Annotated in this window: 15 protein-coding genes; 4 read left to right on the forward strand and 11 right to left on the reverse strand. The window is 53.2% G+C overall.

All coding sequences use genetic code 11. The features are described from left to right. Window positions 1-11: 11 nt before the first annotated feature. Entirely contained in the window at window positions 12-2,072 is a 2,061-nt protein-coding gene (locus ACO08I_RS25825; RefSeq protein WP_282783148.1) for an alpha-ketoacid dehydrogenase subunit alpha/beta, read from the forward strand. On the opposite strand, the gene ACO08I_RS25830 is transcribed toward ACO08I_RS25825, so the two are convergent. The 8 genes from ACO08I_RS25830 to ACO08I_RS25865 form a co-directional block, all read right to left on the reverse strand. Beyond that, window positions 2,069-3,175 (reverse strand): site-2 protease family protein, encoded by a 1,107-nt coding sequence (locus ACO08I_RS25830; protein ID WP_421947545.1) that lies wholly within the window; start codon window positions 3,173-3,175, stop codon window positions 2,069-2,071. The genes ACO08I_RS25825 and ACO08I_RS25830 overlap by 4 nt on opposite strands. A gap of 109 nt (window positions 3,176-3,284) precedes the next feature. Further along, entirely contained in the window at window positions 3,285-6,002 is a 2,718-nt protein-coding gene (locus ACO08I_RS25835; protein WP_421947546.1) for a valine--tRNA ligase, read from the reverse strand. Between the two features lie 6 nt (window positions 6,003-6,008). After that, window positions 6,009-6,896, reverse strand: a complete 888-nt coding sequence (locus ACO08I_RS25840) for a T9SS type A sorting domain-containing protein (protein ID WP_421947547.1) — start codon at window positions 6,894-6,896, stop codon at window positions 6,009-6,011. Window positions 6,897-6,906: 10 nt separating this feature from the next. Then, complete coding sequence (gene lysA, locus ACO08I_RS25845; protein ID WP_282784316.1) at window positions 6,907-8,163, reverse strand: diaminopimelate decarboxylase; 1,257 nt, start codon at window positions 8,161-8,163, stop codon at window positions 6,907-6,909. 67 nt (window positions 8,164-8,230) lie between these two features. Then, the gene (locus ACO08I_RS25850) at window positions 8,231-8,776 is read right to left on the reverse strand and encodes a helix-turn-helix domain-containing protein (protein WP_282784319.1); all 546 of its coding nucleotides are present in this window, start codon (window positions 8,774-8,776) and stop codon (window positions 8,231-8,233) included. Between the two features lie 67 nt (window positions 8,777-8,843). Continuing rightward, entirely contained in the window at window positions 8,844-9,152 is a 309-nt protein-coding gene (locus ACO08I_RS25855; protein WP_421947548.1) for a GNAT family N-acetyltransferase, read from the reverse strand. A 44-nt stretch (window positions 9,153-9,196) separates the two neighbouring features. After that, window positions 9,197-10,561, reverse strand: a complete 1,365-nt coding sequence (locus ACO08I_RS25860; RefSeq protein ID WP_421947549.1) for an NAD-dependent succinate-semialdehyde dehydrogenase — start codon at window positions 10,559-10,561, stop codon at window positions 9,197-9,199. A 23-nt stretch (window positions 10,562-10,584) separates the two neighbouring features. Then, window positions 10,585-10,971: a hypothetical protein gene (locus ACO08I_RS25865; protein ID WP_282775662.1), complete on the reverse strand. Its 387-nt coding sequence runs from the start codon at window positions 10,969-10,971 to the stop codon at window positions 10,585-10,587. A 306-nt stretch (window positions 10,972-11,277) separates the two neighbouring features. Between ACO08I_RS25865 and ACO08I_RS25870 the strand changes: the two genes are divergently transcribed. Together ACO08I_RS25870 and ACO08I_RS25875 are read left to right on the forward strand one after the other, a co-directional pair. Next, entirely contained in the window at window positions 11,278-12,714 is a 1,437-nt protein-coding gene (locus tag ACO08I_RS25870) for a glycosyl hydrolase family 18 protein (protein WP_421947550.1), read from the forward strand. Window positions 12,715-12,772: 58 nt separating this feature from the next. Then, window positions 12,773-15,271: a PIG-L family deacetylase gene (locus ACO08I_RS25875; protein ID WP_421947551.1), complete on the forward strand. Its 2,499-nt coding sequence runs from the start codon at window positions 12,773-12,775 to the stop codon at window positions 15,269-15,271. Window positions 15,272-15,368: 97 nt separating this feature from the next. Here the strand turns inward: ACO08I_RS25875 and ACO08I_RS25880 are convergent, their stop codons facing one another. From ACO08I_RS25880 to ACO08I_RS25890, 3 genes are all read right to left on the reverse strand, one after another. Next, a complete protein-coding gene (locus ACO08I_RS25880; protein WP_282775665.1) occupies window positions 15,369-16,250 on the reverse strand; it encodes a UDP-2,3-diacylglucosamine diphosphatase in 882 nt (293 codons plus the stop codon). A gap of 223 nt (window positions 16,251-16,473) precedes the next feature. After that, the gene (locus ACO08I_RS25885) at window positions 16,474-16,914 is read right to left on the reverse strand and encodes a hypothetical protein (protein ID WP_282775666.1); all 441 of its coding nucleotides are present in this window, start codon (window positions 16,912-16,914) and stop codon (window positions 16,474-16,476) included. A gap of 272 nt (window positions 16,915-17,186) precedes the next feature. After that, window positions 17,187-18,050: an AraC family transcriptional regulator gene (locus ACO08I_RS25890; protein WP_282775667.1), complete on the reverse strand. Its 864-nt coding sequence runs from the start codon at window positions 18,048-18,050 to the stop codon at window positions 17,187-17,189. A gap of 383 nt (window positions 18,051-18,433) precedes the next feature. Here ACO08I_RS25890 and ACO08I_RS25895 point away from each other — a divergent pair, with 383 nt between their 5' ends. Continuing rightward, window positions 18,434-19,579, forward strand: a complete 1,146-nt coding sequence (locus tag ACO08I_RS25895; RefSeq protein WP_421947552.1) for an MFS transporter — start codon at window positions 18,434-18,436, stop codon at window positions 19,577-19,579.

A 19,579-nucleotide genomic window follows, 5' to 3' on the forward strand; every position in this document is an offset into this window, starting at 1 on the left:
ATAAAACCGCTATGAAAATCGCAAAACAATCTCTGCTCGAAGGCTTTCGCCTGATGGCAACCGCCAAAGCCATGACGGAGATTTATGAGGAAAACTTCAAATTCGTTTCCAAGTACGTGCACGCCACCTCCCGGGGGCACGAAGCTATTCAGCTGGCCACCGGTATGCAGTTGCTGCCGCAGGACTATGTGGCGCCCTACTACCGGGACGACGCCCTGCTTCTGGGCATTGGCCTGCAGCCCTACGACCTAATGCTACAGCTGATGGCGAAGCGGGACGACCCGTTTTCCGGTGGGCGGACGTATTATTCCCATCCCAGCCTGAAGGACGAGGATAAGCCGAAAATCCCGCATCAGTCCTCAGCGACCGGGATGCAGGCTATTCCGACCACCGGCGTGGCCATGGGCATTCAGTACAAAGAGCAGCAAGGGCTGGCAGAGGATTTTGGTGGGAAAAACCCCGTCGTGGTTTGTTCCCTTGGCGATGCTTCTGTAACGGAAGGAGAAGTAGCTGAAGCCCTGCAAATGGCCGCACTTAAGCAGTTTCCCATTATTTATCTGGTACAGGACAACGGCTGGGACATCTCTGCCAACGCGGCGGAGACCCGGGCGCAAAATGCCGCCGAGTACGCTGCCGGCTTCAAGGGGATTGAAGTGGAAAGCATTGATGGCAGCGATTTTGCAGCTTGTTACGACACCCTGCGCAAGGTGATCCGTAAAGTGCGTAAGGAGCGCCGCCCGTTTTTGATACACGCTACGGTGCCCCTGCTCAACCACCACACCTCCGGCGTCCGCAAGGAATGGTACCGGGATGACCTGGAGGAAGCGGCTGAGCGCGACCCGTATCCGGTACTGCGCGATAAATTGCTCAATGAAGATATTGCTACCGAAGCAGCGGTGGAAAAGATAGAAGCGGAGGCACGGGCGTTGGTTGCTGAGCACTTCGAGCGTGCCCGGGCAGCCGAAGACCCCAAACCGGAAGACTTATACACCCATGATTTCGCGCCCACGCCCATTACCGAAGAGCGGGGCGAGCGGGAACCTGCCGGCGGTACCCCCACCGTTATGGTAGACAGTGCCCTCTTTGCGGTGGAGGAGCTGATGCGCCAACACAAGGAATGCCTGCTGTATGGTCAGGATGTGGGCGGCCGGCTCGGCGGCGTATTTCGCGAGGCTGCCACCCTGGCGCAGAAATTTGGCGACGACCGGGTGTTCAATACGCCCATTCAGGAGGCTTTCATCATCGGCAGTACCGTGGGGATGTCCGCGACGGGGCTCAAGCCTATTGTGGAGGTGCAGTTTGCCGACTACATCTGGCCGGGACTCAATCAGCTGTTCACGGAAGTCAGCCGGTCGTACTACCTCTCCAATGGGAAATGGCCGGTCAGCAGTATCATCCGGGTGCCGATTGGGGCATACGGCAGCGGTGGCCCATACCACTCTTCCAGTGTGGAATCGGTGGTGACGAACATCCGTGGCGTAAAAATCGCCTATCCGAGCACCGGAGCCGACCTCAAAGGGCTGCTGAAGTCCGCCTACTACGATCCGAACCCGGTCGTCATTTTTGAGCACAAAGGGCTGTACTGGTCAAAAATGAAAGGTACCGAAGCTGCCAAGACCATCATGCCCGATGAAGACTATGTCATTCCTTTCGGGAAAGCGCGGGTGGCTTTACAGGCCAATCCGGAGCAGATAGCGGCAGGCAATTCCCTGGCGGTGATCACCTACGGCATGGGCGTGCACTGGGCGCTGAACGCGGCCAAAGCCTATCCCGGACAAGTGGAGGTCATCGACCTGCGCACCCTAAGCCCGGTGGATGAGGAGGCGATGTACGATGCTGCCCGCCGCCACAACAAAGTATTGGTGGTTACGGAAGAGCCGGTCCATAACACCTTCGCGCAAAGCCTGGCTGCCCGTATTCAGGAGCATTGCTTTGAGCACCTTGATGCACCGGTACGCACGATCGGTTCTGAGAATATGCCGGCTATCCCGCTGAATGAGGTGCTGGAACGGGCTATGGTGCTTTCCATGGAACAGGTGCAGGAGGCGATAGGGGAGGTGCTGGCGTATTAACTCTCCCCCTGCCCACCACGGGCCCGCTCAATCATAATCGCCTCAAGGATATTCTCGGTATTCAGTACGCCGAGGAGGTCGCCTTCGGGGTTGTAGACCGGGCAGATACTCAGGTTGCGCTGGTTCATCAGGTCGTAGGCTTCATTGAGCTCCATGTCCGGCGAGAGCCTGACCCAATTGGTATTGACGATGCGTTTGATGCGTTCTGCCGGGCCCATTTCCTGTAGCCCGCGCAGGATGTCGTCCCGGGAGATGGTGCCGATGAGATCGCCCTGTTCAGTGACAATGAAGTCCTTTTCCTGTCCGTCCAGCAGGGTGTCGATGGCTTCGCTGATGGGCGACCAGGCATCCATTTCGGTGAATTGGTGCATGAGTACGTCTGAGACCTTGAGGTCGGTGAGGAGGTGGCGGGTGGTTTCGTAACGCGATTCTCCGCTGGCGCCCAGAAAGATGAACAGCCCGATAAAGATCAGCCAGAAGTCGTACATAAAGCCCAGGAAGACGAACCCAATGGCCAGAAATTGCCCGATCTGAGCGGCTATGGCGGTGGCTTTGGCCCGGTCGTACTTCATCGCCAGCAGTGCGCGCAGTACCCGCCCGCCATCCATGGGGAAGGCCGGGATGAGGTTGAAGAGCACCAGGATGATGTTGACGGCCAGCAGGTTGGGGATGAAGGCATTGCCCAGGCTGATCTGACTGGGGTCTTCCAGCTGCTCGGTAGGGAAGGTGATGCCTGCCACTTGCATCACGATAAAGAGCAGCAGGGCGATTACAACATTTACGGCGGGCCCGGCAATGGCTACGAGCAATTCCTCCCGGGGTTTTTCCGGCATTTTTTCCAAGCTCGCCACCCCACCAATTGGCAACAGGGTAATGCGGCGGGTGGGGACGCCGAAGCGGCGGGCGGTCAGGGCGTGCCCGTACTCGTGCAGCACCACACAGGCGAAGAGGGTGAGGATAAAGGCCACGCCCAGCAGGGCTTCCTGCATGTTTTGCCCGGAGCCCAGGCTCGACAGGAAAATCCACCCCAGTAGAATCAGGAACGTCCAGTGGATGTAGACATTGATGCCGAAGAGGCGGGCAATCTTAAGGGACCAGCTCATGTTAGGTTTTATTAATTAAACCGTCTGATGCCTCGATTTTGTTCGGCAAAAAAGAAAAGGCTGCTTCCTGTTACCGGAAACAGCCCTGCTTAATATGCTTTAATATACCTTACTGGCAGCCCATGCTTGCCAGCTGCTCTTCCAGGTTTTTGACCTTGGCCTGACCGTCAGCCAGTTTCATGCGCTCACGTTCCACTACCGGTGCGGGGGCATTATTGACGAAGCGCTCGTTGCTTAGCTTTTTCTCCACACTGGCTACGAAACCCTTCTGGTATTCCAGGTCTTCTTTGAGCTTTTTGCACTCGGCTTCCGTGTCAATTTCCTGATTCAGCTCCAGGAAAAACTGGGTCTTGCCGGACAGGAAGGACACGCTGTTGGGGACCTCGTCGCTGCTGAAGTCCAGCCCGGACAGGTTTGCCATCTTGATGATCATCTCGCGCAGACCGGTAAGTTCGAACAACGCGCGGCTGTTGGCTTCGTCCTGAACGAGAAGGGCGAGCTCATCTTTCATCTTCACGCCTTTGCTGTTGCGGGTTTCCCGTACACTGGCTACGATGTTCTTGGCCTGCTCAATGCGGTCGATCAGCGCCTGATCGTAAGCATCAGCCGTTGGGTACTTGCTCATCACACAGTCATCACCATCTGCCCGCTCCCGCAGGTTGTGCCAGATTTCTTCGGTGATGAAGGGCATGAACGGGTGCAGCAGGGTCATCAGCCGCTCGTAAATGCTGAGGGAAGCCTCAAGAGTCTCGGCATCAATCGGCGCGCCATAGTCGGGCTTGATCATCTCCAAATACCAGCTGCAAAAGTCGTCCCAGATGAGCTTGTACAGCATCATGAGGGCGTCTGAAAGGCGGTACTGCTCATACTGCTGTCCCAGCTTTTCGATGGTCTCGTTCAGCCGCTGCTCCATCCACTGTACGGCCAGGCGGTTGATGGCATCGCCTTCGCCGGCTTCGACCTCCCAGCCTTTCATGAGGCGGAGGGCATTCCACATTTTATTGCAGAAGTTGCGGCCCTGCTCGCAGAGCTTGCTTTCGTTCAGGACCTCCCTGGTTTCCGGATCGAAGGGCGCATCAAATACAATATCATTGCCGGCTGCTGCACTGGAAAGCATCGCAAAGCGTACGCCATCCGCACCGTAGTTCTCGATGAGCTGAAGGGCATCCGGTGAGTTGCCGAGCGACTTGCTCATCTTGCGGCGGTCTTTATCGCGGACCATACCGGTGAAGTACACATCGTTGAAAGGTTGAACACCTTTTTCCTTTTTGGCGGCTTCGCCGAGCAGCCCCGGGGCGTACTCATACCCCATCATAATCATCCGGGCCACCCAGAAGAAAATGATGTCCCAGCCCGTCACCAGCACATTAGTCGGGTAGTAGTAATTCAGCTCCTCGTTGGTCTCGAAGCCATCAAAGACGGAAATCGGCCAAAGCTGGGAGGAGAACCAGGTGTCCAGCACGTCTTCGTCCTGATGCAGGTCGTCCAGTTGCAGGTCTGGTTTGCCCAGTTCTGTCCGGGCTTTGTCCAGGGCTTCGGCAGCTGTTTCGGCCACGAAGATTTTGTCCTCATAGTACCAGGCCGGGATGCGCTGCCCCCACCACAGCTGACGGGAGATGCACCAGTCGCGGATGTTGTCTTCCTTCAGCCAGCTGTTGAACATATTGTAGAAGTGCTCCGGGAAGAAGCTTACTTCGTCCGTTTCCACTGCTTTCAGCGCCGTTTGGGCAAAGTCCTTCATTTCGAGGAACCACTGCAGTGTCAGGCGGGGCTCTACGATGGCGTCGGTCCGCTCGGAACGGCCGACTTTGTTGCGGTAGTCTTCGTCCTTCACCAGGTGCCCGCCGGCTTTGAGGTCTTTTACGATTAGCTTGCGGGCTTTGAACCTGTCTTCGCCTATGTAAAGCTGCGCCGCTTCGCTCATGGTGCCATCGGCATTCAGTACGTCGATGACTTCCAGCCCGTGGCGCTCGCCGATTTCGTTATCGTTCATGTCGTGGGCAGGGGTGATTTTAAGGGCACCCGTACCAAACTCCATGTCCACATAGCGGTCTTCAATAATCGGGATGGCGCGGCCGATCAGTGGTACAATAGCTTTTTTGCCCTTGAGGTGGGTGAAGCGCTCATCGTCCGGGTTGACGGCAATTGCGGTATCGCCCAGGATAGTCTCGGGGCGTACGGTCGCAATCGTGATGTACTCGTCTTCCGTACCCTCGATCTTATAGCGGAGGTAGTATAGTTTGGAGTTTTCGTCTTTGTAGATGACCTCCTCGTTGGACAGTACGGTCTGCGCTTCCGGGTCCCAGTTGGTCATGCGCAGCCCGCGGTAGACTTTGCCTTTGTTGTAGAGGTCTACGAATACCTTGAGTACGGCTTCGGAAAGCTTGTCCTCCATCGTGAAGCGGGTACGCTCCCAGTCGCAGGAAGCACCCAGCTTTTTGAGCTGATCGAGGATGATACCGCCGTATTTGTCTTTCCATTCAAAGGCGTACTTCATGAACTCGTCGCGGCTGAGGTCTGACTTTTTGATGCCCCGCTCACGCAGCATTTTTACCACTTTGGCCTCCGTGGCAATAGAGGCGTGGTCCATGCCGGGCACCCAGCAGGCGTTTTTGCCCTCCAGCCGGGCCTTGCGGATGAGGATGTCCTGAATGGTATTGTTGAGCATGTGCCCCATGTGGAGTACGCCGGTTACGTTGGGTGGGGGGATCACGATACTGTAAGGCTCGCGCTCGTCGGGCTCAGAGTGGAAGTAGTTTTTGGATAGCCAGTGGTCGTACCATTTGGCTTCGGTATCCTGTGGGTTATAACGCGTGGAAAGCTCCATATTTTACTATCTGGGAATGATCAGTTTGAAATGCTGCAAATATATATTTTTATTCGGTTCCTGCAGGTGCAGTACATACAATCCCGAAGATAAATCGGGGAGTTGCAGTTCGTGCCTGCCGGGGCTCAGCCCGGCCCAGGACCGGAGCGGCTGGCCCAGGGCGGAAACAAGCGTGGCGGACAGTACCTGATTGCCGGTATTGACCACCCAAACCCGTCCATCGGAGGGCAGGGTAGGGAAGACCCGGGCCTGAACAGGCTGTTCGATCGCGGTAGTGCTGACCATGACCGGGCAGTCAAAGCTGAAGGTGCACTGTACATCGTCTACTGAGGAATAAGCAAGGGTGTCAGCCAGGCGGAAGCACTGCAGCTCCGAATATTCGCTTGGGTTGAGCAGCCCCCGGTAGAGGGGCCCGGCGAGGCTGCCCACACCGCTAATCCAGGTTTCCTGCAGCCCGTTGGTGGGCACAAAGTTGATCACGGTGCGGGCATTTGCTCCTGAGCCAACGGTAACAACGCTGCCTACTTTCAGCATGGTGCTGCCGGAAAACTCAACAAACTCCAGCATAATCTCATCCCCGGCTTGCAGGCTAAAATCGTACAGGAGGTACTCCTGCGTCTCTTCGGGGCGGACAAAGAAGCTGCGCACGCCGGTCGACCGGACTGCAGCGAGGTAGGAGGTGTCACCACTATCCGGGCTGATACTGAGCATAGGCGTGTAGTGGCGCCCGCCGATCAGCGTGTCCCCACAGGCGACTTGCCGAAAGGTGTCAAGCCCGGCAATATTGCTACGAAAGCCCTGCCAGGCAGCGTCCTGTACCGGAAAAGACTGCCCTGTTGCCGGGCGGGCCGACAGCAGGGCAAGCCATAGAATGAAAGCAATGCGTTGTGGCATAAATGCGGTTTTATTTTACCGCAGGCACCTCATCAAAAATCGGAGCTTCCACTTGTGTGCGGAGCAGGTCTTCCATGTTTTCCCGCTTGCGGATCAGGTAGGCCTGCCCTTCGTGGACGAGCACCTCTGCGGGCCGGTAGCGGGAGTTGTAGTTGGAAGCCATTGAGAAACAATAAGCACCTGCATTATGCATACAAATGAAATCGCCTTCCTGAAGTTCCGTCATTTGCCGGTTTATACCAAAAGTATCCGTTTCACAGATGTATCCAACTACGGTGTAGAAGCGGGCCTTGCCTTTGGGGCGGGAGATATTGGTGATTTTGTGGTAGGCGTTGTAGAACATGGGCCGGATAAAGTGGTTCAGCCCGGAGTCCACGCCTGCAAAGACGGTAGAGGTGGTTTGCTTAATGACATTCACCTGCGCAAAGAAGTAGCCGGCCTCGCTTACCATGAATTTGCCGGGCTCAAACATCAGCTTGAGGTCCTTGCCGTATTCTTCGCAAAATTTATTGAAACGCTCCGATATGCGGCTACCCAACTCCTCAATATCTGTTTCCACGTCCCCTGGCTTATAGGCTACCTTGAAACCACTGCCAAAGTCGATGTAGTCGAGGTCAGGAAATTCCCTGGCGATATTCAGCAGGATTTCTGCCCCGCTCAGGAAGACTTCCGGGTCGAGGATATCCGAACCGGTATGCATGTGGACGCCTTCCACCTTGAGCCCGGTCGCCTCCACAATGCGGTGTACAAGCGGCATTTGGTGGAAGGAGATGCCAAACTTGGAGTCGATATGCCCCACTGAGGTCTTGGCATTGGCCCCGGCCATGATGTGGGGATTAATGCGGATGCAAACGGGGGTATCCGGAAAGGCCTGCCCAAATTGCTCCAGAATGGATGTATTATCGATATTGATCTTTACGCCGTAGGACACAGCTTCTTCAATCTCTTCCAGGCTGACGCAGTTGGGCGTGAAGATGATGTCCTGCGGGTCAAAGCCTGCCCGTATGCCTATGGAAACTTCCTGTACGGACACGGTGTCCAACCCGGAGCCCATTTTCCGGAAGAGTTTCAGGATATTGATATTCGACAACGCTTTGCAGGCGTAGTTGAGCTGCAGGCGTTTGACTTTCATGGCATTTTCCATGCGTTTGTACTGCCGCTGAATAATGGCACTGTCATACACATAAAGCGGGCAGCCATACTCCTCGATGAGCTGCAGCGGATCCACGCCTCCGCTAAGGACGTAACGGTCGTTGTCTAAAACCATGGTTTTGAGTTCATTTTAGCCTGCAAAGATAAAGAATGGATCAGGAAAATGAGGGCTTATTGGCAGGCTAATGCCCCATAAAGCGTTGATTGATGGCCACGAGGCGCTCCAAAATATCCAGCACAGCCTTAAGGTTGCCGGCTTTTTCCTGTTCCGGAGTGAGAAGGAGGTACTCGCGGAAGCCCTGTGCCACCTTGCCGGCATCGTCGGTTTTGGCGGAGAAACGGCTGAGCAATTCCAGAAGGTTGTCCTGCCGCTGATTGTTCTCAGGATTGAGTATGGGGTGGTCAGAAAGTTCTGATTCGAGCAAAAGCGCAGGGTCTGCCTCAAAAAAATAGGCGATCCTGAGGAAGTTGGCCGCATTAGGTTCTACGGTTCCCGTTTCATAAGAAGCAATATTGCTTCGCTTCAACCCTACTTCCTGTGCCAGCTTTTGCTGACTGAGCCCGCGGGCTCTTCTTAGCGATTTGAGATTTCGCGAAAACGGAGTCTTTGCCAATGCTACGTCAAATAAATAGGTAAAGCCCTCATCCACGCAAGCCATGAGGGGATCAAAACACTCGCAATTTAGGAAATCTTTTGATTCGGCGCTCAGAAAATGGGTGTTGGGCAAGAAAAAACCGGGCTTACCTTACTCAGGCGCCCGGGTTGGTCAGGTGATTGGCTAATAAGGGTATGGTTTATTTGGTCCGCATCCCGGCAAATTCGGGATGGCGGTTCATCCAGCCTGACATAAAGGAACAGGTGGTTTTAATTTTATAGCCCATTTTTTCAGCAAAGCGTACCGCTTCCATCGCCATTTTCTCATCGATGTTTACGCTGCTTAGCACTTCGGGTACGTAAGTTTTCTTAATCTCCAGGACATTCGGATTAGGATCAGTGTGGATGTGGTACTGCATGTACACATCTTCATCCCCCTTCATATCGAAGCGGAACTGTTCACGTGCGGTATCCTGATGAATGTCTAACGCTTGTTTCGTAATTTCCATAATTGACTTGAATGTGTTTTGGTTCCTGAGCCTGTTAGCTCTAATTACTCGATGTAGACGGTTTTGGGGTTGGTGAATTCCCTCAGACCGTAGTGGGATAGTTCTCTGCCGTACCCGCTGTTTTTAATGCCACCGAAGGGTAATCGCGGGTCTGACTTGACCATCTCATTTACAAAACAGGCCCCTGCCTGCAGATGTTCGCGCGCTATCTGCTCGCCTCTCTCTCTATTTTGAGTGAATACCGCGCTGCCGAGCCCGTAGCTAGTGTCGTTAGCGATGAGTATCGCCTCTTCTTCGTCCCAGGCCTGAATGACGGAAGCCACCGGCCCGAAGAGTTCTTCATGATAAGCCGGGGTACCCTTTTTTACGTCTGTGAGGATGGTGGGCGGGTAGAAGAAGCCTTTGCCTTTGGGCTTTTTGCCGCCGATGAGCCGTTTGGCACCGCCTTTGACGCTTTTTTTGACCTGCGCGTGAAGTTGGTCGCGGAGGTCCTGCCTTGCCAGAGGCCCTAGTGCGGTTTCGGCTTCCAGAGGGTCGCCCATAACGGCTTCTTCCATCTGTGCTTTGAAGGCCTCCAGAAACTGATTGTATACCTGCCGCATCACAATGAAGCGCTTGGCGCCAATACAGCTTTGGCCGTTGTTGAGCAGCCGCCCTTTGGTGCAGACCTGTGCCGCTTTGATGACATCTGCATCATCGAGAATGAGGTAGGGGTCGCTGCCCCCCAGTTCCAGTACGGTCTTTTTGAGGGCTTTGCCTGCCATGCCAGCCACCGCCCGGCCAGCACCAACGCTCCCGGTGAGGGTCACCCCTCTGACAACGCGGTTTTTGATGATCTTCTTAACGCGCTTTTCGTCAATAATCAGACTGGAAAAAACACCCTTGGGGAAGCCGGCTTTCTCCATGATGTCGGCAATAGCAAGGGCACAGCCGGGCACATTGGGGGCGTGCTTGAGCAGGATGGTATTGCCGGCCATAAGATTGGGCGCAGCAAAGCGGAAAACCTGCCAGAAGGGGAAGTTCCAGGGCATCACCGCCAGGATCACGCCCAGCGGGCGGTAGGAGATATAGCTTTTGGAGGCTTCTGTAGCGATGTATTCGTCCCTCAGAAAGCGCTCGGCATTTTGGGCGTAGTAGAGGCAGGCCCAGGCGCATTTCTCTACCTCTGCCTTAGCATCCTTGAGCAGTTTGCCCATCTCGCGGGTGATGAGCATCGCCAGGGCATCTTGTTCTTCCCCCAAAATACGGGCAGCCTCCCGGAGCAGGCGGGCCCTTTCCTCCAGGTCGGTGCGGCTCCATTCCTGAAAGGCGGCCTGTGCACCAAAGATGGTCTTATTCAGCTTCTTGTTGCTAATGAGCTTATAGGATTTGACATTTTTGCCCGTGGTCGGGTCGATTGCAGTTTGCATATTATTATGGAGTCGATTTTTACTTAAAGAGATATTCCAAGGGTTTGGCTGATATCGAGCAGCTGCACTTCCAGTTCGTCCAATTCAGTATACCACTGCCCGAGGACGCTATCCTGCTTCAGATGCTGCGTACGCTCGCTGAGTTGTTGGTACTGCTTTTCCAGATCCTGTGCCTGGGCGCGCAACCTGTTGGCCTCTTGTTGGGGGACGCTGTAAGCTTTGCGCCGCATTTTTTCCGTGCGCCGGTTGATTTCCTGCATCGCTTCGCCCAGCCGGAGCAGCATGACTTCCCGGATACTGTCCCGCACTTCATAGACATCATCACTGTCCGGAGGGACGGTATTGTCAATTGGGCGGCACTGTAGCAGCATCAGGGCAAGCAATAGGACAAATGCGTTTACTTTCGTCATTTTGTTCAGGTCTGGAGCAGTTGGGTTATACTTATCCAAGATAGACATTTCCGCAGACTTGGTTCCCAGCCCTTATTGCGGTAAATTTGGGCTTCATCTTTATATCGTTCAACAACTTAGGGTTTTGAAATTATGACGAAGCTCTTTTTTAGCTCAGCAGGCGGAAAACACAGCCATCCGTACAGACGGCAAGGCTTTTCAACGCAGCGAGGTGGGAAAAGAGCAAGTCAGAAATTACAAATTTTGGGTTGTAGGACTATAAAATCCCTATATTTCGACTCAAACCAAGCAACCCGTCTTTGAAACATGCACTACCGGCTGATGTTCTCCTTTGTTTTATTGTGTGCCGTTTTTCCCAGTCTTTTCGGGCAGGAGCAGAAGGTAGTCGGTTATTTGCAGTACGGGCGGGGTTATATGCTGGATGAAATACAGTTTGAAAAGCTGACCCACCTGTGTATTGCTTTTGCCAATCCGGATGATAAGGGCCGGTTACAAACAGGAGGCGTTGACATCAGCCCTATCGTAAGCAAAGCCAGAGCGGCTAACGTTAAAGTTCTCATTTCGGTAGCCGGTGGGGCGCTTGACCCTGAATGGGCGGCGGCCTGGAAGACTTACATGCAACCCTGGAACCGGCAGTACTTTGTGGAGGAGATCATGCGATACGTCCGCCGGTATGAGTTGGACGGGGTGGACGTGGACCTGGAGTGGAAGTATGTAGACCACCACTATAGCCCCTTTGTACTGGCACTTGGGCGGGCTTTGCATGCGGAAGGTAAAATGATCACAGCGGCACTGCCGGGTAAAAAGCGGTACAAGCACATTTCGGATGCAGCGCTACGTATTTTCGACTTTATCAATATCATGGCCTATGACCTGACCGGTCCCTGGGCACCCAATCTTTCGGGGCCGCACTCGCCTTTTACGTTCGCAGAGTCCTGCCTGCAGTATTGGAAAAAACAAGGAGTACCTCCCGGTAAACTGGTACTGGGCCTGCCCTTCTACGGTTGGGACTTTACCAACCGGGACCGCATCCGGTCTGTAAATTATGGTGTAATTGTAGACCGCAACCCGGCATTTGCTCATCTCGATCAAGTCGGCCAGTTGTATTTCAATGGGCTGATCACCATTACGGCCAAGACGGAACTGGCTTTGCAGCACGCTGGTGGAGTCATGCTCTGGGAGCTCGGCCGGGACGCCTTCAACGAGTACTCTTTGCTGGAAGCCGTCAGCCGCGTAATGCGGGGAGACACCTCTGCTTTGCCTGAGCCTCCGCCTGCCCTAGCCAAAGCGGAGATGAAAAAAGAAAAAATCACTGACTTGCGCGCCGAGCAGCAGCGTAAGGCTACCGCCCGGTTTATTGGGCCTATGTTGCCGGCAGATACGGTGGATGCCGATTTCGGAGAGGCGCCGCTCGCTGGGGAAAGAATGGACCCGTATCGTCTGGATCTGGAGGTATTGCCCAACCCTTTTACGGATACCATCACCATCGTGAATCATGAGATGGGCCCCATCCATCTGGTCCTGACCAATGACAGAGGGCAAGTACTGTTTGAGTCTGATGTACAGCCAAATTCTACCCTGACCTGGGAAACTTCCAGCTTCCCGCACGGTTATTATACTTTCTCCGCTATGGTAGGGGGGCGGCAGCTGTCCCGCCGGCTGATCAAGCGGATTCCTGCGGATAAGCCACTGAATGGCGTACAATCTAAAGGAGGGGTACTGCAAAACTGGCCCGAGCACTAAAGTAGAAGTATCCAAATTGAACCATAACTAACTGACCTGAAAGATGATGAAGTGTAAGATGAGCATATTACTGGTCTTGATGCTGCCCTTGCTGGTGTGCGGGCAAGCGCCCGAGCGCTGGACGGCAACTGAGATCTACCAGGGTATTGAGAAGTTGAATTTCCTGGGCTCTGCCTTGTATGTAGCCGCTCACCCGGACGATGAGAATCAGCGCCTGATTGCTTATCTGGCTAATGAATACAATGCCGAAATGGCTTATTTGTCCCTTACAAGGGGCGATGGCGGGCAAAACCTGATCGGCCCGGAAATCCGGGAACTGCTTGGTGTCATTCGTACACAGGAACTCCTGGGGGCTCGCCGTATTGATGGTGGTAAGCAGATGTTCACCCGGGCAAACGACTTTGGGTATTCGAAGCACCCCGATGAAACACTGGAAATCTGGCAGCGGGAGGAAGTCCTGGGCGATGTGGTCTGGGCTATCCGGAAGTGGCAGCCGGATGTGATTATCAATCGTTTCGACCACGAATCAGCCGGGCGTACCCACGGCCACCATACTTCTTCAGCGATTTTATCCTACGAAGCCTTTGATCTGGCGGGCGATCCTGAAGCATACCCGGAACAACTGGACTACCTGGACCCCTGGCAGCCCCGTCGCCTGTTTTTTAATACCTCATGGTGGTTCTATGGCAGTCAGGAAGCTTTCGCGAAAGCAGACAAAACTAACCTGATGAGCGTGGATATCGGCGTGTATTATCCGATGCGCGGCAAGTCTAATAATGAGATTGCAGCTGAGGCACGGAGCATGCACAAATGTCAGGGCTTTGGGGCGACTCTGCAGCGGGGCACCCAGCAGGAATACCTGAAACTGCTAAAGGGCGACATGCCTGAGCAAAAGGAGGACCTGTTTCAGGGCATTAATACGACCTGGAGCCGCGTAAAAGGAGGTGAGGCCGTAGGTGCAATTCTTGATCAAGCCATGGAGAATTTTACTTTCGGGCAACCTTATAAAGTGGTCTCTTACCTTTTAGATGCCCGAAAAGCCATGGATGGGGTAGAAGAGGGGTACTGGAAGCGGGTCAAGTCTAAAGAGCTGGACGAGCTCATCCTGGCCTGTATGGGAATGTACGTAGAAGCCACTGCCGAGGATTACTCCGCTACCCCGGGCGAAACCATTGAGCTGACGATGGAGGCCATCAACCGTTCGCCGGTTAATACGCGGCTCAAATCAGTGACTTACGAGCCAGTGATGGCTGATACGACGCTGGCACTGGAACTGGAGAACAATCAACAGTATGAGTTTTACAAAAAGCTGGCATTGCCTGGCAACATGAACTATACCAATCCATACTGGCTCAATGAGGAAGGCTCCCTGGGCATGTACAAAGTGGAAGATCAGCAGCTGCGCGGGCTGCCGGAAACGCCCCGGGCTTTGCAAGTGGCTTTCCATCTTGAAATTGAAGGCGTGCCCATGACCGTCATCCGGGATGTGGTGTACAAGGAAACGAAGCCTTCACAGGGCGAAACCTACCGCCCTTTTGAAGTGACGCCTCCGGTGTTCGCCAATATTGCGGAGAAGGTATATGTTTTTGCCGGTGACGAGCCACAGGAAGTGGCGGTCCGGGTGCGGGCAGGCAAGGATAAAGTGAAAGGGCAGTTGTCGCTTTCCTTACCGGAAGGCTGGCGGGCCGAGCCTGCAAAAGCGGCATTTGAAATTGCTGCCAAGTCTGGTGAGCAGGTCGTTACCTTCATGCTTTATCCCCCCGCTGAGCAAAGCGAAGGGCGTATTCAGGCGGTAGCTACCCTGGAGAATGGGAAGGCTTATACTAAAGGATTGAATATCATTGCCTACGATCATATTCCCACACAGACTGTCATGTTGGAGAATAGTGCCAAAGTGGTGAAAGTAGATATTGCCACAGCTGGTAAGCAGATTGGCTATCTTATGGGGGCTGGTGATGAAATCCCGAACAGCCTGGAGCAGATCGGGTATGAGGTGGCTCTGTTGTCGGATGAAGATATTACCCTGGAGCAATTGCAGCAGTACGATGCCGTGATATTGGGCATCCGCGTGTACAATACCAACGAGCGAATGGCTTTTCATCAGCCTGTGCTGCTGGACTATGTCAAACAGGGCGGCACCCTCATTAATCAGTACAATACCACCTGGAACCTCAAGGTGGATATGGAAGATATAGCGCCTTACCACCTGAAAATCAGCCGGGACCGGGTGACCGTAGAGGAAGCTGAGGTGCGTATGCTTGCGCCCGATCATCCGGTACTCAACTGGCCGAATAAAATCACGACATCTGATTTTGAGGGCTGGGTGCAGGAAAGAGGGCTCTACTTCCCCAATGAGTGGGGCGATGAGTTCACGGCGGTCTTGTCCAGCAATGACCCCGGCGAAGACCCAAAGAATGGCGGACTGTTGGTGGCGCCCTATGGTGAAGGGTACTATATTTATTCTGGCTACAGCTGGTTCCGCGAGTTACCTGCAGGGGTGCCCGGTGCCTACCGCTTATTTGCCAACCTGATTTCAATTGGGAAGGAGAACCGATAGGGCAGGGATCAGGAAATAAAAACGTTCAAAATACAGAAGGCCCGGTACATGTTTGTTTACCGGGCCTTCTGATTTAAGCTTGTATCTGGAAAGGGCATTAGTGAGCCGCAGGATGCTGCCTTGTGATTTGCTGAAAGATTTCCTCAGTGCTGATGTTGCCAATCAGGTCAGTCTCTTCCTCCATTTCGGCTGTCTGTTCGGTCTCTTTGACTCGTAGTTTCGGATTGACAAAGGCGTAGTCCATTTCATCGTATTCGTATATTGACCAGCGGCCCCATTTGTATTCCAGGGCGGTCAGGCTTTCCACCCAGTCGCCAGAGTTGAGGTAAGTGACCTGATGGCCGTGTGCTTCCTGAGAGCGCATTTGTGCCCGGTGGATGTGCCCGCAGACTACGTAATCATATTTTTGTTCTCCGGCCAGCTGTATGGCCGTGTCCTCAAAATCTGAAACAAATTTAATGGCCTCCTTGACCGATGATTTTACCCGCTTGGCAAAGGACATGCGCGGTTTGCCCATGGCCATGCGCGCCTTATTGATAAAGCGGTTGAGCATAATGAGCCAGTCATAGCCTTTGCCACCGATTTTGGAAATCAGGGGCGAGTACTTAATGAAAAGGTCGAAGATGTCTCCGTGAAAAATCCAGTAGGTTTTACCATTGAGCTGGAGCAGGAGCTTGTCGCGCAGGTGGATATTGCCGGAGGAGAAGTCAGAATAGCGGCGCAGCGCATCATCGTGGTTGCCGGTGATGTAGTAGACCTTGGTGCCTTTGGCTGCCATTTTCAGGATGCGCTGAATGACCTGAATATGCTCTTTGGGGAAGTACCGTTTGCGGAACTGCCACATATCAATGAAGTCTCCATTGAGGATGAGCGTGCCGGTCTTAATACTTTTAAGATAGTTGAGCAATTCTTTGGCGTGGCAGCCATAAGTGCCCAGGTGCACATCTGAAATAATGACAATATCTAATTCCCGCTTCATATCTGCCTTTGAATCTGCATGCCAGCATATGGAAAATCCCAGGAACTGACAGTTACCATGAATTGGGTGCAAATTCCGGCTTATATGTAAAGTAGGTGTAAAGCGGGAATTATATATGTTTTAATCTTTTGCCTGGCTGAGGGGACAAAGAGAGCAGCAGGGGTCGGGGAGCCGGGCTTTTGGACCGTTGTCAGCTCCCCGTCACCTTTTCTAAGGGTAGTCTTTACTCGGTAGCAGCGGGGGCAGGACCTTCCACTTTCTTTAGAACGCGGGTATACTTGGAACGCCGGGTGGTATCAGCGGCCAGGACAAGCTCTTCGTTCGTGAGTTTGGTAATTGTGTTGGGAATTTCCTGTGAGCCCAGGTTCATGAATAAGGTTTTGGCATCCGGGCTCATTTCCCAGGAGCCGTTGAGGGTGGCGCCATTTGGCGTTGTAACGAGCATTGAGCCATCTTCCTCAAAAATGAAGGCATCATTTTGGTACATCATCACGAAGCGCTCCAGGGCCACCTGCTCCTGAGGAGAGGGCTTGGTCTTCTGGAATTCTTCACTCATGCGGGCCGGGTTGTATTGCCATTTGCCCAGTAACATCTTTTTTTCCTCATCATTGTTGCTGCAAGCCGCAAGCAAGGCGATCAACGCCACAAAAGCAATCTTTTTCATGGGATAAGTGATTGTTAGTTAAACATTTGAGTGGGGTATGGGCCTGCCTTTTTTGCTGCAAAAGGAGGCACGTACGCCGCAAAAGTAGGACCTGAAACGGAAACATCCATCATTCCCACCCAAATATTTACCTTAGTAGTGGGGCAAAAATAAAATACACAACTTTCAAAAAGCTTTTGCCCCAACGTTGCACAAAACTCGCCCTCTGGTTGGTTTTGTGCAACGTTGGAACAAAACCAGTTGTGTATTTTCTTTTTCGAGAAGCCCTGAATTTAGGAAACGACTTTCCTGATATTCTTGCGGTAAGCCCGTGGGCTGAGGTTGGTAATGTGTTTAAACTGCCGGTTGAAGTGTGATAAGTTGTTGAACCCGCTTTCAAAGCTAACTGCTGCAATCGTCATGCTGTCATCCCCAAGCAACCGGCAGGCATGAGCAATTCGGAATTCATTCACAAACTGGCTAAAGGTTTTGCGGGTGAGCTTCTTGAAGTACCGGCAAAATGCAGGTACTGTCATATTGGCCAGGCGTGCAGCTTCATCAAGGTTTACTTCATCTTTAAAGTTGTGTTGTACATAATGGTAGATGGCCTCTATACGGTCCTGATCCTGCGTGTTGACCTCCAGTGCAAAACCACTGGCGTTCAGCATTTCGTAGTCTTTGGCTTCCGCCATTTCCTGTAGAATGTGCAGCAGAGTAAGCAGGCGGTCAAAACTATCCTGCTTCAGCATAGCCTTCAGTTGTTCACCCACCCGGTCTTTCACCGGGCCGCTGAAGGAAAGCCCCTGCCGGGACCGCTGGAAGAGCTGCTTAATGGCCTGCATTTCCGGCTTTTTCAGGAATTCGGACCCCAGAAAGTCTTCCTTCATCTGCACCACGATCTCAGTGTGTGCCTCAAAGACTTCCTCTGTAAACCCAAAATGGGGGAGGTTGGGGCCCAGAAAAATCAGGTCGCCGGATTCAAAGTAAGAAATATGGTCTCCGATATGGCGTTTGCCCTTGCCCTTTGAGATGTACACGATCTCATACTCCGGGTGGAAGTGCCAGTTAGGATGGTTACAGTCGTCAGATTCATCAAAACTCCTTAAAGTAAAGGAGCTTCCAAAAACCGGTTCTATTTTCTCAAGTGCAGCTTTCATGCTCATGGTTTATCAGCTTGGGGCTTCCGCAGTATAATTTGGCTGTGTGGTAAGGGCTATGGGCGGGAACAGCCACATAGCTGAGGGAAAAAATGGTTGGTTATACAGAGAACGCTGTCTGTCCTCTGTTTCATATTGCTAATACAGTAAGAAATTAAGAAAAGTTCAGCCCTTCACAAAAAGTTAATATGGTATTGATATTGGTAAAAATGGCGGAAGAATGGTTGTTGTAACGCCAGTACCTTTGCACCAATAAATTTGAAAGAAGACTATAGTTTCATACACTGTTTTTGAAAGTGGTGACGACCCCATGGTTAGGGGGGCGTCACCATTATTTTTTGCATGACTTACCAATTTGTCCATTTTCAGAATTAATTTTGTCTATGATCAAAACCCTCAAGACGTTTGCGTTTCACCTGCCCAGCCTTTCGGTAGGGCTGACTTTTTTCACGTTGAGCATGCTTTTTGGCAGCTGGCTGGCCCGGTTGCCTGAGGTGCAGGCCCGTTTGATGTTGTCTGAGGGGCAGCTTGGGCTGGCGCTTTTGGGCCTTCCGGTGGGGGCCTTACTTATGATGCCACTGGCTGGGTGGCTTTCCGCCCGGTTGAGTAGCGGGCAGGCGATGACGCTTTCCACTTTGCTTTTCTGCGGCGTTTTTCCACTACCGGCTTTTGCACAGGGGCCCTACAGCTTGTTCGCCGGCCTACTGCTTATCGGCTTTGTGAACAGCTTCATGAATATTTCCATGAATGCAGCGGCGGCGGCAGTGGAACGCCACTATCACATCGCCATTATGTCGGTTTGCCACGGTATGTTCAGCCTTGGAGCGATGGTGGGGGCGGGGAGTTCCGGCCTTATTGCCTCTCTTGGCGTTTCTCTCCAGGTACACCTGATCACGGTTGCGCTGTTGATGGTCGGCTTGCACTTGTTGCTGCGTCCGGTCATCCATTCCCTGCCTAGTGCACCGGCAGAAAATAATGGCCTTAGCATACCGCCCCGGGCGTTACTGGGGCTTGCCTTCATTGGCTTTTGCATTATGATTGGAGAAGGAGCTATTGCCGACTGGAGTGCGATTTTTCTCCGTAAGGAACTACAGGCGGGCCCGTTTATAGCAGGGTTGGCCTATGCCGGGTTTTCGATGGCGATGGCCATTGGCCGCTTTATGGGCGATGGTATTCGGTTGCAGCTGGGGCTGGGCAAGGCCGTTACTATGGGCAGTCTGTTAGGTGCTGCCGGGCTTTTGCTGGCAATTTTGGCGCCATTGCCGGTGTTGTCTGTACTCGGTTTTACAATTGTGGGGCTCGGTTTTTCCACTGTAGTGCCTCTGCTGTTTAGCGCAGCAGCAAATACACCCGGCGTGAGTGCGGGCAACGGTATCGCTGCCGTGGCAAGCTCAGGGGTCATCGGCTTTTTGGTCGCTCCGCCCCTGATCGGGTTGATCAGTGACCACTTTGGGCTGGCCCTGGGGTTAGGTTTTGTAGTGATACTGGCTGTTTTAGCTTCTGTAACGGCACGTAGCATCAAAGCTTAA

The sequence above is a fragment of the Phaeodactylibacter xiamenensis genome (genome assembly GCF_965229835.1).
Classification (GTDB): domain Bacteria; phylum Bacteroidota; class Bacteroidia; order Chitinophagales; family Saprospiraceae; genus Phaeodactylibacter; species Phaeodactylibacter xiamenensis.

What these genes read in the sequence shown, in the direction of transcription:
- ACO08I_RS25860 (WP_421947549.1), bottom strand. Translation starts at nt 10,561, where the DNA reads ATGCAAACTGCAATCGACCCGACCACGGGCAAAAATGTCAAATCCTAT.
- ACO08I_RS25875 (WP_421947551.1), top strand. Translation starts at nt 12,773, where the DNA reads ATGAGCATATTACTGGTCTTGATGCTGCCCTTGCTGGTGTGCGGGCAA.
- ACO08I_RS25840 (WP_421947547.1), bottom strand. Translation starts at nt 6,896, where the DNA reads ATGCCACAACGCATTGCTTTCATTCTATGGCTTGCCCTGCTGTCGGCC.
- ACO08I_RS25855 (WP_421947548.1), bottom strand. Translation starts at nt 9,152, where the DNA reads ATGGAAATTACGAAACAAGCGTTAGACATTCATCAGGATACCGCACGT.
- ACO08I_RS25830 (WP_421947545.1), bottom strand. Translation starts at nt 3,175, where the DNA reads ATGAGCTGGTCCCTTAAGATTGCCCGCCTCTTCGGCATCAATGTCTAC.
- lysA (WP_282784316.1), bottom strand. Translation starts at nt 8,163, where the DNA reads ATGGTTTTAGACAACGACCGTTACGTCCTTAGCGGAGGCGTGGATCCG.
- ACO08I_RS25895 (WP_421947552.1), top strand. Translation starts at nt 18,434, where the DNA reads ATGATCAAAACCCTCAAGACGTTTGCGTTTCACCTGCCCAGCCTTTCG.
- ACO08I_RS25870 (WP_421947550.1), top strand. Translation starts at nt 11,278, where the DNA reads ATGCACTACCGGCTGATGTTCTCCTTTGTTTTATTGTGTGCCGTTTTT.
- ACO08I_RS25835 (WP_421947546.1), bottom strand. Translation starts at nt 6,002, where the DNA reads ATGGAGCTTTCCACGCGTTATAACCCACAGGATACCGAAGCCAAATGG.
- ACO08I_RS25890 (WP_282775667.1), bottom strand. Translation starts at nt 18,050, where the DNA reads ATGAAAGCTGCACTTGAGAAAATAGAACCGGTTTTTGGAAGCTCCTTT.
- ACO08I_RS25865 (WP_282775662.1), bottom strand. Translation starts at nt 10,971, where the DNA reads ATGACGAAAGTAAACGCATTTGTCCTATTGCTTGCCCTGATGCTGCTA.
- ACO08I_RS25880 (WP_282775665.1), bottom strand. Translation starts at nt 16,250, where the DNA reads ATGAAGCGGGAATTAGATATTGTCATTATTTCAGATGTGCACCTGGGC.
- ACO08I_RS25885 (WP_282775666.1), bottom strand. Translation starts at nt 16,914, where the DNA reads ATGAAAAAGATTGCTTTTGTGGCGTTGATCGCCTTGCTTGCGGCTTGC.
- ACO08I_RS25825 (WP_282783148.1), top strand. Translation starts at nt 12, where the DNA reads ATGAAAATCGCAAAACAATCTCTGCTCGAAGGCTTTCGCCTGATGGCA.